The 13,951-nt window shown below is 71.2% G+C and carries 10 protein-coding genes; 6 read left to right on the top strand and 4 right to left on the bottom strand.

What is annotated here, in order from left to right:
• Positions 1–82: 82 nt before the first annotated feature.
• The gene (locus BH708_RS11175) at positions 83–862 is read left to right on the top strand and encodes a phytanoyl-CoA dioxygenase family protein (protein ID WP_253705311.1); all 780 of its coding nucleotides are present in this window, start codon (positions 83–85) and stop codon (positions 860–862) included.
• Between the two features lie 7 nt (positions 863–869).
• Positions 870–1,772, top strand: coding sequence for an AraC family transcriptional regulator (locus BH708_RS11180; RefSeq protein WP_076808717.1), 903 nt, complete (start codon positions 870–872; stop codon positions 1,770–1,772).
• Between the two features lie 183 nt (positions 1,773–1,955).
• Here BH708_RS11180 and BH708_RS11185 read toward each other — a convergent pair whose 3' ends face one another.
• The 4 genes from BH708_RS11185 to BH708_RS11200 form a co-directional block, all read right to left on the bottom strand.
• Complete coding sequence (locus BH708_RS11185) at positions 1,956–3,101, bottom strand: FAD-dependent oxidoreductase (protein WP_076808719.1); 1,146 nt, start codon at positions 3,099–3,101, stop codon at positions 1,956–1,958.
• Between the two features lie 370 nt (positions 3,102–3,471).
• Positions 3,472–5,646, bottom strand: a complete 2,175-nt coding sequence (locus tag BH708_RS11190; protein WP_083713519.1) for an ABC transporter ATP-binding protein — start codon at positions 5,644–5,646, stop codon at positions 3,472–3,474.
• A complete protein-coding gene (locus BH708_RS11195) occupies positions 5,643–7,406 on the bottom strand; it encodes an ABC transporter ATP-binding protein (protein WP_076808720.1) in 1,764 nt (587 codons plus the stop codon). The genes BH708_RS11190 and BH708_RS11195 overlap by 4 nt, the downstream gene beginning before the upstream one ends.
• Before the next feature lie 505 nt (positions 7,407–7,911).
• Entirely contained in the window at positions 7,912–8,742 is an 831-nt protein-coding gene (locus tag BH708_RS11200; protein ID WP_216639464.1) for a GntR family transcriptional regulator, read from the bottom strand.
• 203 nt (positions 8,743–8,945) lie between these two features.
• Between BH708_RS11200 and BH708_RS11205 the strand changes: the two genes are divergently transcribed.
• From BH708_RS11205 to BH708_RS11220, 4 genes are all read left to right on the top strand, one after another.
• The gene (locus BH708_RS11205) at positions 8,946–10,067 is read left to right on the top strand and encodes a TIGR03364 family FAD-dependent oxidoreductase (RefSeq protein ID WP_076808722.1); all 1,122 of its coding nucleotides are present in this window, start codon (positions 8,946–8,948) and stop codon (positions 10,065–10,067) included.
• Between the two features lie 76 nt (positions 10,068–10,143).
• Positions 10,144–11,097: a phosphate/phosphite/phosphonate ABC transporter substrate-binding protein gene (locus BH708_RS11210; RefSeq protein WP_076808724.1), complete on the top strand. Its 954-nt coding sequence runs from the start codon at positions 10,144–10,146 to the stop codon at positions 11,095–11,097.
• Between the two features lie 75 nt (positions 11,098–11,172).
• Complete coding sequence (gene phnC / locus BH708_RS11215; protein ID WP_076808725.1) at positions 11,173–12,033, top strand: phosphonate ABC transporter ATP-binding protein; 861 nt, start codon at positions 11,173–11,175, stop codon at positions 12,031–12,033.
• Entirely contained in the window at positions 12,030–13,730 is a 1,701-nt protein-coding gene (locus BH708_RS11220; RefSeq protein WP_076808727.1) for an ABC transporter permease, read from the top strand. The genes phnC and BH708_RS11220 overlap by 4 nt, the downstream gene beginning before the upstream one ends.
• The last annotated feature ends 221 nt before the right edge of the window (positions 13,731–13,951 follow it).

Raw genomic sequence — 13,951 nt, forward strand, 5'->3', positions numbered from 1 at the left:
TGCGGCCTGGTCGGCCCGCCGCACCCTTCGTAGGCTCGAGGAGCACGACCCGTTGAACGCCCCACCCCCACAGGAAGAGTCGATGATGACCACTCTCCCCACTGCTCCCGCGAACCTCGATGCCCTGGCCGACACCTACGACGAGCAGGGTTATGTCCTGGTCAAAGGCCTGCTCAGCAAAGAGGAGGCGGCCGAGTACCGCACTCGCAGCCACGAGCTGATCGCCTCCCTGGACCGTGGCGACGACCCCACCTGGGACGCCGCCTCCGACGTCGCCATGGGACGGAAGACCAGCCTCCAGCATCTGCACGACGCCCAGTTCTACGACGCGGCGTACACCCGCCTGCTCACCGACCCGCGCTTCACGTCGGTCGCGGCGGCCGTTCTGCGCACCCCGAACGTGCAGCTGCACCACACCAAGATGTTCATCAAGCCGCCGGAGAACGGCTCCCCGTTCCCACCCCACCAGGACCACCCCTTCTTCCCGCACACGCATCACAAGGTGGCTGCGGCGATCTTCCACTTCGATGACGCCCCGGACGCCAAGGGTTGCGTGCGCGTCGCCCCGGGCAGCCACCAGGAAGGACCGCGTGAGCACGATCCGCAGGGCAGCTTCCACCTGCCCGACTTCCCCACCGACCAGCTCGTCCCGATGGAGGCCGAGGCGGGGGACGTGCTGTTCTTCACCTACTTCACGGTGCACAGCTCCGGCGTCAACGTCAGCGACGAGGCACGCACCACCTGGCTGGTCCAGTTCCGCGACCCGGCCGATCCGCCGCTGACCGACCAGCACAACCACTCCCTCGGCCAGGGCCTCATCCTCGCCGGCAGCGACCCCACCGGGCGTGCGGGCCAGGCATGATGCTGGGGTGAGCCTCGACCAGGTCGCAGGAGCGACCGCCTTCGTCGACCTCGCCGGTCTGCTCGTGACCGGCGAGGTCGACGAGTTCACGGTCGACTACCTCAGTTGGGGCTTCTACGAGCCGTCCATCTGGCGCAATCACGCCCATACGCACTCGTTCTACGAGGTGTGCCTGGCTTATTCCGGGTCGGGCACCTTCACCGTCGAAGAGGCGGAGCACCGGGTGCAGACCGGTGACGTGTTCATCGCGCGCCCGGGCGAGGTGCACGAGATCATCGCCGACCCCGCGGAGGGACTCGGGATCGCGTTCTGGGGCTTCACCCTGCAGCCGACCGACGCGACGCCCTCCTCCCTGCCCGGCTGGTGGAACGGCCTGGTCCGCGCCGACCGTCCGCTGGTCTCCCCCGCGCTCGGCTCCCTGCCGATGCTGATCTGCGCCCTCGCCGCGGAGGCCGCCGCACCTCGTTCCGGGGTCTCCGGGCAGGTCAGGTCGCTCGGCGCCGCCCTCGTCATCGAGACCGCCCGTGCCTTCGCCACCGCCGAGGATCTGACGGTCACGCTCGATCCGACGGCACGCACCACCTCAGCGGTCGCGGCCATGGAGCGCTACCTGTCCGACAACCTCACCCGCACGATCCACGTGCGCGACGTCGCCGCTCACGTGCACCTCTCGTCCCGTCATGCGGCACGGCTGTTCTCCCGAGAGACGGGATCCTCCCTGATGGAGATGCTGCGACGGCTCCGGTTGGAGCGCGGTGCGCAGCTGCTGCTGGAGTCCGACGAGCCGATCGCGCAGGCGGCCCGGGCCTGCGGCTACCCCGAAGCGCGGGCGTTCATCACCGCGTTCCGGCGCCACTACGGCCAGCCACCCGGGGCGTTCCGTCGACACGGAGGCACGTTGCATCTGTGAGCGCGCACGGCGGCTCTGCGCTGGTGGGGTCGGCCCTGCGCCGGTGACCATAAGGTTCGTCGGCCCTGCGCTGGTGAGCATCGGGCTCGTCGGCCCTGCGCCGGTGAGCATCGGGGCCGTCGGCCCTGCGCCGGGCAGCACAGCGCATTGGCGCCGTGCCTCAGGCTGCCTCGGCGCCGCGCCTCAGGCTGCGATGAACTGGCGCGTGACCAGGTGGCTCACACCGGGCAGGCCGATCGCGCGGCGTCCCAGCTGTTGGAGTCGCAGCTGGAGGGTCGTGGCGGGGATGAAGGCGGAGGCGCTGAGCCGGCCGGAGCGACGCACCTTCTCCGCGGTCGGCCGCCAGCTGCGCTCGTACTCGGCAAGACCCACCTCGACATGCGGACCAGCGGCCCTCAGTCCCCTGGCCAGGGCCTCGGCGCCGGCGATCGCCAGGGAGGTGCCCTGCCCGGCGAGCAGTGACGGGGCGTGGGCGGCATCCCCGGCCAGCACCACACGGCCCCGGCTCCAGCGGGGTGCATAGCTCTGGGCGACGAGGTCGTCGTAGAAGGAATCCGGGGCCCGTGTGAGCGCCTGGTCGATCTGGGGATGCAGGCCCGCGAACTCCCGCCGCAACCGCGTCGGAACCGGAACGGGCCTGTCCGTGTCGGCACGGTCCACACGTTCGGACAGCATCACCCCGACCCGCGCCTCGTCGGCCGCGTACAACCAGCCCACACGCTGGATCGTGTCCGTCATGAGCATCCGCTCCCCCAGATCGCTCGCCAGCTGCGGATCCTCGAAGAGATAGCTCGCCGCGCGATACCCCATCGGCAGGATCTCGCCATGACCGGGGGCGACGTGCTCGCGGATCGGGGACCGCACGCCGTCGCAGGCGATCACCAGGTCGGACTCGATGACGTCGCCATCGGCGGTCGTGACCGCGGCCCGCTCGGGACCGACGTCCCGCAATCCCACGACACGTGCGTCGTAACGGAGGTCCACGGTCGACGGCAGCTGGGCGAGCAGGCCGAGCTCGACCTCGGGGCGCAGGATCGAGAAGTAGCGCCCGCCGGCGGCCTCGACCAGCGGTGCGACATCGAGCGTCCCGCTCCGGCTGCCGTCGGGCAGTCCGTAACGCACGCCGTCGAACACGTGGCCGCGGGACCGCAGCTCGTCGATCACGCCCATCCGTTCCGCGGCGACGAAGCCAGGTCCGAAGAAATCGATCATGTAGCCGCCGCCGCGCGGGCCCGGGGAGGACTCGAGCACGGTGACGTCGTGGTCGGGGGCGAGTTCGTGAGCGACGGCGAGGCCGGCGATGCCGCCGCCGACGATGGTGATGTCCATGGCCCGACGCTACGCGGCAGGTGCCGGCGGCGCATCCCAGGTATCCCCCGAACGCATCCCCGCCCTGCGCCAGGGCCCCATCACCCGGCACACACGCTCCGACATCTGCATTCTCGGTGCCACCCGGCCCTGTGGCACCACCTACGCAGAACTCGGCCGGCGGAGCGAGCAGCAGAGGCCGGCCCCCACCGGCACCGCTCTCCGACATCTGCGTTCTCGGTGCCACCCGGCCCTGTGGCACCACCTACGCAGAACTCGGCCGGCGGGCCGGGTGGTCTGGGCCGGGTGGTCCGGGTCGGCAGAGGCCGGGTGGGCGGGCCACGGCCGGTCGGGGGCCGGCGGAGCGAGCAGCAGAGGCCGGTCGGGTCCGTCAGCCTCCGGTCGGGGGCGTTCCTCTCTCCGCCGCCGTCGGCTCGCCGGTCGCCGCCGTCGGCTCGCCGGTCGCCGCAGCCGCCTCCCCCGTCACGACAGCCACCGCAGCCGCCTCCCCCGTCACGACAGTCACGTCGCCGGTCACCGCGGCCATCTCCCCGGTGACGGCGGCCGACCCCTCGAGCACGGCCTCCTCGTCGTCGGGGTCGACGCCGGAGGCGAACTGCGACCAGTAGAGGCGGTGGTAGGCGCCCTCGGCGTCCAGCAGCGCGTCGTGGTCGCCCTGCTCGACGATGTCGCCGTGCTCCATCACCAAGATCACGTCGGCGTCGCGGATGGTGGACAGGCGATGGGCGATGACGAAGCTGGTGCGGTCGGTGCGCAGCGCCGCCATCGCCTCCTGGACGAGGACCTCGGTGCGGGTGTCCACCGAAGAAGTGGCCTCGTCGAGGATCAGCAGCGCCGGGTCGGCCAGGAAGGCGCGGGCGATGGTGACCAGCTGGCGCTCCCCGGCGGAGATGTTCGCGCCCTCGTCCTCGATCACGGTGTCGTACCCCTCGGGCAGGGTGCGCACGAAACGGTCCACGAAGGTGGCCCTGGCCGCGGCGATCACCTCGTCATCGCCGGCCTCGAGCCGGCCGTAGCGGATGTTCTCCATGATGGTCCCGCCGAACAGCACCGCGTCCTGCAGCACCATGCCGATCTGGCTGCGCACCGCGCCGCGATCCAGCGCACGGATGTCCACGCCGTCCAGACGGATCTGGCCGGCGTCGATCTCGTAGAAGCGCATGATCAGGTTGACCAGGGTGGTCTTGCCGGCGCCGGTGGGGCCGACGATCGCGATGGTCTGCCCGGGCTCCGCGACGAGCGAGAGGTCGGTGATCAGCGGCTTGTCCGGGGTGTAGGAGAAGGCGACGTGATCGAACTCGATGCGGCCGCGGGTGGGGCCGGTGAGCTCGGCACGCTCGATCCGGCGCTCCACGCTCTCCCCGTCGGGCCCGGAGGAGGCCACGGTGATCTCGCCGTCGGCCTCCTGCTCCTCGGCGTCCAACAGCTCGAAGATCCGCTCGGCGGAGGCGACGCCGGAGATCAGCATGTTCGCCATCCCGGCCACCTCGCCCAGCGGGGCGTTGAACTCGCGCGAGTACTGGATGAAGGCGACGACCTGGCCCAGCGACATCTGGCCGCCGGCGATCCGCAGGCCCCCGACCACGGCGATGCCGACATAGCCGAGGTAGGTCACCCACTGCATGATCGGCATGATCATGCCGGAGTAGAACTGGGCCTTGAACGAGGCGTCGAACAGCTCCTCGTTGCGCGTATCGAAGGTCTCGCGCATCGTGTCCTGGCGGTCGAAGACGGTGACCAGGTCGTGTCCGGTGAAGGACTCCTCGACGTGGCCGTTCAGCCGGCCGGTGTTGCGCCACTGGGCGGTGAACAGCTTCTGCGACTTCGAGCCGACGATCCCGATGACCACCGCGGAGATCGGCAGCGCGATCAGGGCGATGAGCGCCAGCTGCCAGGACAGCCAGAACATCATCGCGGTGATGCCCACGATGGTCAGCACCGCGTACACGAGCGAGGCGAAGGCCTGCTGGAGGGCCGTCTGGACGTTGTCGACGTCGTTGGTGGTGCGCGAGAGCAGGTCGCCGCGCTGGCGGGTATCGAAGTAGCTCAGCGGCAGGCGGTTGACCTTGGCCTCGATCTTCTCGCGCAGCACGTACACGATGCGCATGACCACGTCGTTCAGCAGGCGCCCCTGCAGCCAGTCGAACAGGGAGGCGACCACGTACATCCCCAGCACGATCAGCAGCAGCCGGCCCAGCGCCGGGAAGTCGACGCCGGTACCGGAGCGGACCCCGTCGTAGATGACGTCCATCGCGTCGCCGAGGATCGCGGGAGCCCACACGGTCAGGGCCGTGGAGACGATCCCGAAGGCCAGCACCACGGCCAGCCCCAGCTTGTGGTCGCCGAAGGTGCCGGCCAAGCGGATGGCGGAGGGCCAGAAGGCCTTCGCCTTGCGGGGCGCGGACTCGCCCCATTCGCCGCTCATGGAATCCTGCATCTCCAGGATCTCCGCCTCGGTGAGGTCAGCGGTGGCGCGCCCGGCCGGGGCCGACGGGCTCTTCGCGGAGTCGCCCTGGGCGGTCCGGTCCTTCTTCGCGCGGCTCATGCCGGCTCCTCCACGGTGATCTGGGAGTCGACGATCTCCCGGTAGGTCTGGCTGGTCTCGAGCAGCTCCTCGTGGGTGCCGCGGCCGACGACCCGGCCCTGCTCGAGCACGATGATCTGATCGGCGCCGGTGATGGTGGAGATGCGCTGGGCGACGATGATCGTGGTCGCGCCCTCGGTGTGCGCATCCAGCCCTTCCCGCACCGCAGCGTCGGTCGCGACGTCCAGGGCGGAGAAGGAGTCGTCGAAGACGAACACCCGCGGCCGCGCCACCAGGGTGCGGGCGATGCACAGCCGCTGGCGCTGGCCACCGGAGACATTGGTGCCGCCCTGGGATATCGAGGACTCCAGCCCGGTGCGCAGGCTCTCCCCCTCGCCGGTGGTGCGGTCGGTGACGAACTCGGTGGCCTGGGCGACGTCGAGCGCCCGCCACAGCTGCTCGTCGTCGGCCGCCGGGTCGCCGAAGCGCAGATTGTGGCCGACGGTCCCGGAGAACAGGTAGGGCCGCTGCGGCACGAGTCCGACGGTGGCCGAGATCGTGGCGCGGGAGAGGTCGGTGACCGACACCCCGTCGAGCTCCACCTGCCCGCTGGTGGCGTCGTGCAGTCGCGGGATCAGGCTGATCAGGGACGTCTTGCCGGACCCCGTGGAACCGATGATCGCGGTGGTGCGACCGGCCTCGGCGGTGAAGGAGACACCGTCCAGCACCGGGGACTCGGCACCGGGATAGGAGAAGGTCACGTCGCGGAACTCCACGCTCGCCCCGCCGGTGGTGTGCTCGAGCGCGACGGGATCGGCGGGCTCGGACAGGGTGGGAGCGGTCTCGAGCACCTCGCCGATGCGCCGGGCGCTGATGATCGCGCGCGGGAACATCATGAACATGAAGGTGCCCATCATGACGGCCATCAGGATCTGCAGCAGGTACTGCATGAAGGCGGTCAGCGCACCCACCTGCACCAGACCGTCGTCCACGCGGTGGCCGCCGAACCACAGCACCGAGGCGGTGGCCAGGTGCAGCACGATCGTGATGGCCGGGCCCATGATCACGAACAGCCGGCCGATCCGCACCGAGGTGTCGGTGAGGGTGGCGTTGGCGCCCTCGAAGCGGGCTGTCTCATGCTTCTCACGCACGAAGGCCCGCACCACGCGGATGCCCATGATCTGCTCGCGCATCACGCCGTTGATGGAGTCGATGTTGTCCTGCATCCGCTGGAACAGAGGCATCAGCTGCGTGACGAGCAGGCCGACGATCACCACCAGGATCGGCACGGAGACCCACACCAGCCAGGACAGCCCGGGGTCCTCCTGGATCGCCATCACGATGCCGCCGATGGACATGATCGGCACCATGACCATGAAGTTCAGCGTCATCAGCACGAGCATCTGGACCTGCTGGACGTCGTTCGTGGCGCGCGTGATCAAGGTGGGGGCGCCGAAGCGGGACAGCTCCTCGGTGGAGAAGCGGTCCACCCGGGTGTAGATCGAACGACGCACGTCCCGGCCCATCCCCATGGAGACGCGGGCGCCGAACCAGACGGCCGCAATCGCCGTGATGACCTGCACCATCGCGACGATCAGCATGATTCCGCCGACCCGCCAGATGTAGGCGGTGTCCCCCGTGGCGACGCCCTGGTCGATGATGTCCGCGTTGAGGCTGGGCAGGTACAAGGTCGCCATCACCGTGGCGAGCTGCAGCACGATCACGGCGGCCACGTGCGGGAGATAGGGGCGCACGTGGCGTCGGATGACGGTCCAGAGCATGGTGTTCCTCGGTCAGAGCAGGATGCGATGGGCACAGGTCGATGCCGAGCCGCGGTCGGCGGCGCCACCGCGGTCGGCAGCAGGATCGACCGTAGGGGCGAAGGCGGACAGATCCTGTCCGCGAAGCGAGTCAGGAAGGCGGGATCGGCCCGGTCGTGCCGGCACGACGGAGCAGATCGTGGAATGGGCCAGATCGACATGCGGAGCAGATCGCTGGGCAGGTCGGCACCCGTCGGCACCCGGACACGACCATGGCGCTCCATCCTCCCGGATTCCGTGCCTCCGCGCACCCGACTTTCGGAGGAGATTCCCTCTGCGCCCAGCCCCATTCCCCGGTCCCGGTCCACCGCCGCCCCACCGGCTCTCCGACCCTCACCGGTCCCGAGATCCGCACTCTCGTGGCCACCGCCCGCCGTGGCACCCAGTGCGCAGAGCTCGGCATGCAGGGGACCGGCGGACCCTCACCGGTCCCGGCGGAAGCCGACGGGCCCGGGCCGGGCCCGGGTCAGAGGCCCTTGAGCATCGACAGACCGTTCGCGGCGCCGCGCACCGCGGTGGAGGCGAACTGGGCGTGGCGAGGCAGGTAGCGGTCGTCGGACCACTCGATCGGGCGACCGTCGATGGTGAAGGCACGCCGCCGCAGACGCATCAGCGGAGCGCCCGGGTCCACGCCGAGCAGCCGGGAGTCGTCCTCGTCCGCGCCGACGGCGTCGAGGATGCGGGTCGCATGGTGGATGTCGACGCCGCTGGCCATCAGTCGCTCGTAGACCGAGCCCGAATCAGGGTCGAAGGAGAGCACGTGGCGGCCCACCTCGTACGGGTAGCACAGGCGCTCGAGCATGATCGGCACCCCGTCGGCGGAGCGCAGGCGCAGCAGCTGGACGACCGGGTCGCCGGGATCGATCTCGAGGGAGTCCGCCTGGGCGCGGGTGGCCCAGGATCTCGTCATGGACTCGGTGCGCTGGCCGGGCTCCATCCCCACCTCGCGGCACCACTGGGTGAAGGACAGCGCCACGTCGAAGGGCTGGACCGGCACCGTCTCCAGCACCACGGAGCGCCTGCCCCGCCCCGAGGAGATCAGCCCCTCGTCGCGCAGGATGCCCAGCGCCTGTCGCACCGGACCGCGGGAGGTCTCGAAGCGGGCGCACAGCTCGGACTCGGACGGCACGGTCTGCCCGGGGCCGAGGTGTCCCGAGGCGATCTCCCGCCGGAGGTACGTGACGATCCCGGCGTAGGTCTGCGTGCCTCGGGCACCGCCCTCGCTCGTCATCCCGCGCCCGGCCCGCGCGCCGTCGGAGGCCGCCGCCCCTCGCTCCCCCCGTGCACTGCCCGCCATCGGTTCCCCTCTCCCCTCCGTCGCCGTCCGCGCCCTCTCTCGCCGTGGTCCGCCCCTGATCCTATGCACGCCGAACGCCCGGGAGCGGGCCGAGAGCTCCCCAGATGACGTGCTGGTGACCTCCCGGTGACAAATGGCCAACAGGTTGTCGACTTGTATATACATCTCTCGACATGGGCTCGGCGAGAGTCCAGTCTCGAGACATGAGCACCGAATGCGACCTGATCGTCGTCGGCAGCGGGATCCTCGGACTCGCCACCGCACATCGTGCCCTCGACCAGGGCCTCGACGTGACCGTGATCGAGGAGTCCGCGCGCCCCGTCGGCTCCAGCATCCAGAACTTCGGTCACGCCTGCTTCACCGGCCAGTCCGACGAGCTCCAGGATCTCGCGATGGCCTCCCGCTCCGGGTGGCTGCGCGCGGCGGCCGGCTCCGGCCTGTGGGCCCCCACCGCCGGCACCGTCGTCCCCGCCGCCACCGCCGCGGAGCTGAGGGTGCTCGAGGAGTTCGCCGCCCATCGCGGCAGCGAGCAGGTGCAGATGCTGACCGTCGCCGAGACCCGCACCGCCCTCGCCCACGACGAGCTCGAGACCGTCGGCGGCGCCCGGTTGCCCCTGGACATGCGCGTGGACCCGCGCACCGCGGTGCCTGATCTGGCTGCGCATCTCGAAGCGCGGGGGGTGCGGTTCCGCTGGAACGAGCGGGTGCTGCACACGGCCGACGGGGTCGTCGGGACCACCCGTGGCACCCACCGCGCCGAGCGCGTCGTGGTGTGCCCCGGGACCGGCGTCGGTGGCCTCGTCCCCGCCATCGCCGATCGTCACGGCATCACCCAGTGCACCCTCGCGATGGCCCTCATCGAGCGGCCGGAGCCCCTGCCCGCCCATCTCGCGGTGCTCACCGGAACCTCGCTGGCCCGCTACGACGGCTTCGCCGCCATGCCCGGCACCTCAGCCCTGCGCGCGGAACTGGCCGAGCGCGAGCCCGAGCTGACCGCGTGCCGGGCGAACCTCATGGTCACGGGGATCGGCGGCGGTCTGCTCGTGGGCGACTCGCACGCCTACGACGACTCCCCCGACCCTTTCCTCGACGCAGGGCTCTCCGAGCTGCTGCTCGGCAGGGCCGCCGCGCTGCTCGGCATCGAGCGGCCGCGCGTGCTCCAGCGCTGGCTGGGCCGCTACAGCGACGCGCCCGGCACCACGCTCGTGATCGAGCATCCCGATGCCTCCACCACCGTCGCCGTCGTCACCAGCGGCGTCGGCATGACCCTCGGGTTCGGGATCGCCGAGCGCGTGCTCGAGAACGCTCCCGCCCTGGCCGCCTGACCCCATCGTCCGCAGACCCCGCGCCCCCCGCCTGCAGATCTCCCTCCAGAACTCTCCCTCCAGAACAGGACCCGCCATGCCGCACCCCTCGCCCCGCCTCACCCGCCGTCAGGGCTTCACCGCCCTCGCCGGCCTCACCGCCGGCGTCCTCGGCACCGGTGCGCTGTCCTCGTGCAGCTCCGGCAGCGCTTCCCAGGAGATCGTGTTCGCCGCGGTCCCCGCCGAGAGCTCCCAGTCGCTCGAGCAGACCTTCGGCCACATCGTCACCCTCATCGAGCAGGTCACGGGAAGGCCCGTCACCTTCCAGAACGCCTCCGACTACGCGGCGGTCATCGAGGGCCAGCGCGCCGGAAAGGTCGACATCGCCTCCTACGGTCCCTTCTCCTACGTGATCGCCAAGGACAGCGGCATCGCGCTCGAGGCCATCGCCGCGCCCGTGCACGAGGAGGGAGCGACCCCCTCCTACACCTCGCTGTGCTACACCCGGGCCGGCAGCGACATCACCTCTCTGGCCGACCTGGCGGGCAAGAAGGTCGCCTTCGTGGACAAGGCCTCCACCTCCGGCTACCTGGTCCCCCTCGAGGGCCTGATGAGCGAGGACCTCGACATCGACGCGGACCTCGAGGCGGTCCTCGCCGGCGGCCACGACGCCTCCCTGCTGGCCCTCGCCGGCGGCGAGGTCGACGCGGCCTTCGCCCACGACACGATGCTCACCACCCTCACCGAGTCCGGTCAGGTCGAGCCCGATGCGCTCACCCCGGTCTGGGAGTCCGAGCCGATCCCGGAGGACCCGATCGCCCTGAACACCTCGACGCTCGACGCCGGGACCATCGAGAAGATCCGCGACGCCATCCGGACCACGGCCAACAAGCCCGCCCTGGTCGAGGAGGGGATCTGCGAGTCCGAGGAGGACTGCGAACTGCCCGAGGAGATCGAGTGGGGCTACGTCCCCGTCTCCGACGCGGACTACGACCCGATCCGCCGCCTCTGCACCGTCACCGAGGCCGACGCCTGCAGCTCCGTCAGCTGACACGAGTCGCGACACCTGCTCCGAGGCCTCGTCGACGCCCGGCGCGACCTGCACCCCGCACGAAGGGATCCGCTCATGACCGCCACCTCCCGCCCCGAGAACCCCGTCATCAGCCTGCGCCGCGTCACCAAGGACTTCGGCCAGGGGGTCAAGGGGCTCGACGACCTCAGCCTCGACCTCACGAGCGGCTCGATCACCGCGCTGCTGGGGCTGTCCGGCTCGGGCAAGTCGACGCTGCTGCGCCACCTCAACGGACTGCAGGGGCCGACCTCCGGCACCGTCCGCGTCCTCGGGGACACGCTCGCGGACCTCTCCCCGGTCCAGCTGCGGGTCAAGCGCCGCGACCTGGGCATGATCTTCCAGAGCTTCGGTCTGGTGGGACCGATGTCGGTGCTGGAGAACGTGTGCACCGGGTCCCTCGGAACGCTGCGCGGCCCCCGCCTCAGCCTGCTGATGTATCCCAAGCCGGTGCGCCGCGAAGCGCTGGCGCATCTGGAGCGCGTCGGCCTGGCCGATCGCGCCCACCAGAGGGCCGACACCCTCTCCGGGGGCCAGCAGCAGCGGGTCGCGATCGCTCGCTCGCTGCAGCAGCATCCGCGGATCCTGCTGGCCGACGAGCCGGTGGCCTCCCTGGACCCGGTCTCCTCGGCCCAGATCATCGACCTGCTGAGATCCTTGCGCAACGAGGACGGCCTGACCGTGGTCACCGCGCTGCACCAGGTCGAGATCGCCCTCGAGGTCGCCGACCGCGTGGTGGGGCTGCGCAGCGGGCAGGTGGTCTTCGACCACGCGACCGCGGGCCTCGCCCCGCGTGATGCGGCCCGGATCTACGACTCGGTCGCGACGCCCGCCGCCTCCGAGCTCGAGCCCCTCGCCGATCGACGGCCAACGGCCGCCCCGGTGGTGGCGGGAGCCTCCTCGGCGGCCCCCGCATGAGCACCTCGACGCCCACCGCCTCCGACGCTCCCGCCCTGGACGAGCGGCCGGCCCGCCCCGTCGGTCGCCCCTCCCCCGGCTCGCTCGGCGCCGCCGTGGTGATGGCGGTCCTGCTCGGCCTCGGCATCTGGTCGGCCCTCGACCTCGGCATCTCCGTGCCGACGATCCTCGGCTCGCTCGGCAACGCCGTGGACTTCGCCGGCCGGATGGTCCCGCTCGACTTCCCGCCCGCGTCCGAGCTGGCCGCGATGATCCTGGAGACCCTGGCGATCGTGGTGCTGTCCACCGTGCTCGCCGTCGTGCTCTCGGTCCCGGTCTCGCTCGCCGCCGCCCGCGCCACGACCAGCGGGAGGATCACCCGTGGGACCGCCCGCACCGTGATCGTGCTGGCCCGCGCGGTCCCGGATCTGGTGCTGGCGATCGTGTTCCTGCGTCTGTTCGGGCTGGGCCCGCTGGCCGGCATCCTGGCGATGGGGCTGCACTCGGTGGGCATGATCGGCAAGCTCTACGCCGATGCGCTCGAGGAGCTCGACGACGCTCCCCGACAGGCGGTCGAGGTCGTCGGCGGGACCCGTCGGCAGCAGATCTGGGCCGCGATCCCGCAGGCGCTGCTGCCGCAGGTGGTCGCGACCGCGCTGCACCGCTTCGACATCAACCTGCGCACCTCGGTGCTGCTGGGGTACGTGGGCGTGGGCGGGATCGGCCTCGAGATCGCCGACGCCCTGCGCGCCCTGGACTACCAGCGCGGCATGTCCTTGGCGCTGGTGGTGCTCGCGCTGTGCATCGCGGTCGAGCTGCTCTCCGGCGCCGTGCGTGCGGCGATGCTGCCCCGCAGCGGTGGCCGCAGCACGCCGTCCACCTGGACCGACCGACTTCTGGACCGCTCCCGGGGACGCCAGGAACCGTCTGCCGCGGCGCGGATCGAGGTGCCGTGGTCCCTGGCGCGGATCCGTCGTCTGCTCGGGGGCCTGGCGGTGGTGGTCGTGACTCTCGCGGCGCTGGCGGAGGTCCAGATCAGCATCACCGTGCTGCTGGACGGTCTGCTCGCGATCCCGGAGACGGCCATGCTGTTCCTCCCGCCCGGTTTCGGCGGCACCGCCTCCACCGTGTTCGCCGATCTGCTGGTCACGCTGCAGATCGCCCTGGCCGCGACGCTGCTGGGCGCGATCCTCGCCGTGCCCATCGGAGTCCTCGCGGCCCGCACCGTGGTCGCACAGCGCGCCGTGCACACCGGGTTCCGACTGCTGATCGTGGTGATCCGCGGGATCCCCGAGCTGATCCTGGCGATCATCTTCGTGGTGATCTCGGGCCTGGGCGCGGTGGCGGGCACGCTCGCCCTCGCGCTCGGGGCCGTGGGTCTGCTGTCCAAGCTGATCGCCGATTCCCTCGAGGAGACCGACGTGCGCGTCCAGGACGCCGTGCGCACCGTCGGCGCGACCGGTCCGCAGGTCTTCTTCGCCGCGACCCTGCGCCAGGCGGCCCCGGCATTCGTCGCGCACCTGCTGTACCTGCTGGACACCAACATCCGCTCCGCGACCCTGCTCGGGGTGGTGGGTGCGGGCGGCGTCGGCTTCCTGCTGCTGAACGCAGCCCGGGTCAATCAGTTCGAGGTGGTCACCGCGATCGTGCTGCTGATGGTCGCCGTGGTGCTGGCCGTCGAGGCGCTCTCGATCTGGCTGCGCCGCGCGGTGCGCTGACCCGAGCGATGCCCGCAGCGCCCACGACCCGTCGGCCGGACGCCGTCGGCCCATTCCGTCGGCCGACCGTCATCGGCCGGACCCCGCCGACCCACCCCGTCGGCCGACCGCCGTCGGCAGGCCTCGTCGCCCCACCCCGTCGGCCGTCCCGCGTCGGCGGTCCCTCGTCCGAACCTCTCTTCCCCGCCCCTCTCGTCCCGTCGGATCCCCGCATCCGCCCC

Origin of the sequence: Brachybacterium sp. P6-10-X1 (assembly GCF_001969445.1) — a bacterium.
Classification (GTDB): domain Bacteria; phylum Actinomycetota; class Actinomycetes; order Actinomycetales; family Dermabacteraceae; genus Brachybacterium.

Coding starts and splice junctions, on each gene's coding strand:
- BH708_RS11175 (WP_253705311.1), top strand. CDS start 83: ATGATGACCACTCTCCCCACTGCTCCCGCGAACCTCGATGCCCTGGCC.
- BH708_RS11185 (WP_076808719.1), bottom strand. CDS start 3,101: ATGGACATCACCATCGTCGGCGGCGGCATCGCCGGCCTCGCCGTCGCT.
- BH708_RS11190 (WP_083713519.1), bottom strand. CDS start 5,646: ATGAGCCGCGCGAAGAAGGACCGGACCGCCCAGGGCGACTCCGCGAAG.
- BH708_RS11195 (WP_076808720.1), bottom strand. CDS start 7,406: ATGCTCTGGACCGTCATCCGACGCCACGTGCGCCCCTATCTCCCGCAC.
- BH708_RS11200 (WP_216639464.1), bottom strand. CDS start 8,742: ATGGCGGGCAGTGCACGGGGGGAGCGAGGGGCGGCGGCCTCCGACGGC.
- BH708_RS11205 (WP_076808722.1), top strand. CDS start 8,946: ATGAGCACCGAATGCGACCTGATCGTCGTCGGCAGCGGGATCCTCGGA.
- BH708_RS11210 (WP_076808724.1), top strand. CDS start 10,144: ATGCCGCACCCCTCGCCCCGCCTCACCCGCCGTCAGGGCTTCACCGCC.
- phnC (WP_076808725.1), top strand. CDS start 11,173: ATGACCGCCACCTCCCGCCCCGAGAACCCCGTCATCAGCCTGCGCCGC.
- BH708_RS11220 (WP_076808727.1), top strand. CDS start 12,030: ATGAGCACCTCGACGCCCACCGCCTCCGACGCTCCCGCCCTGGACGAG.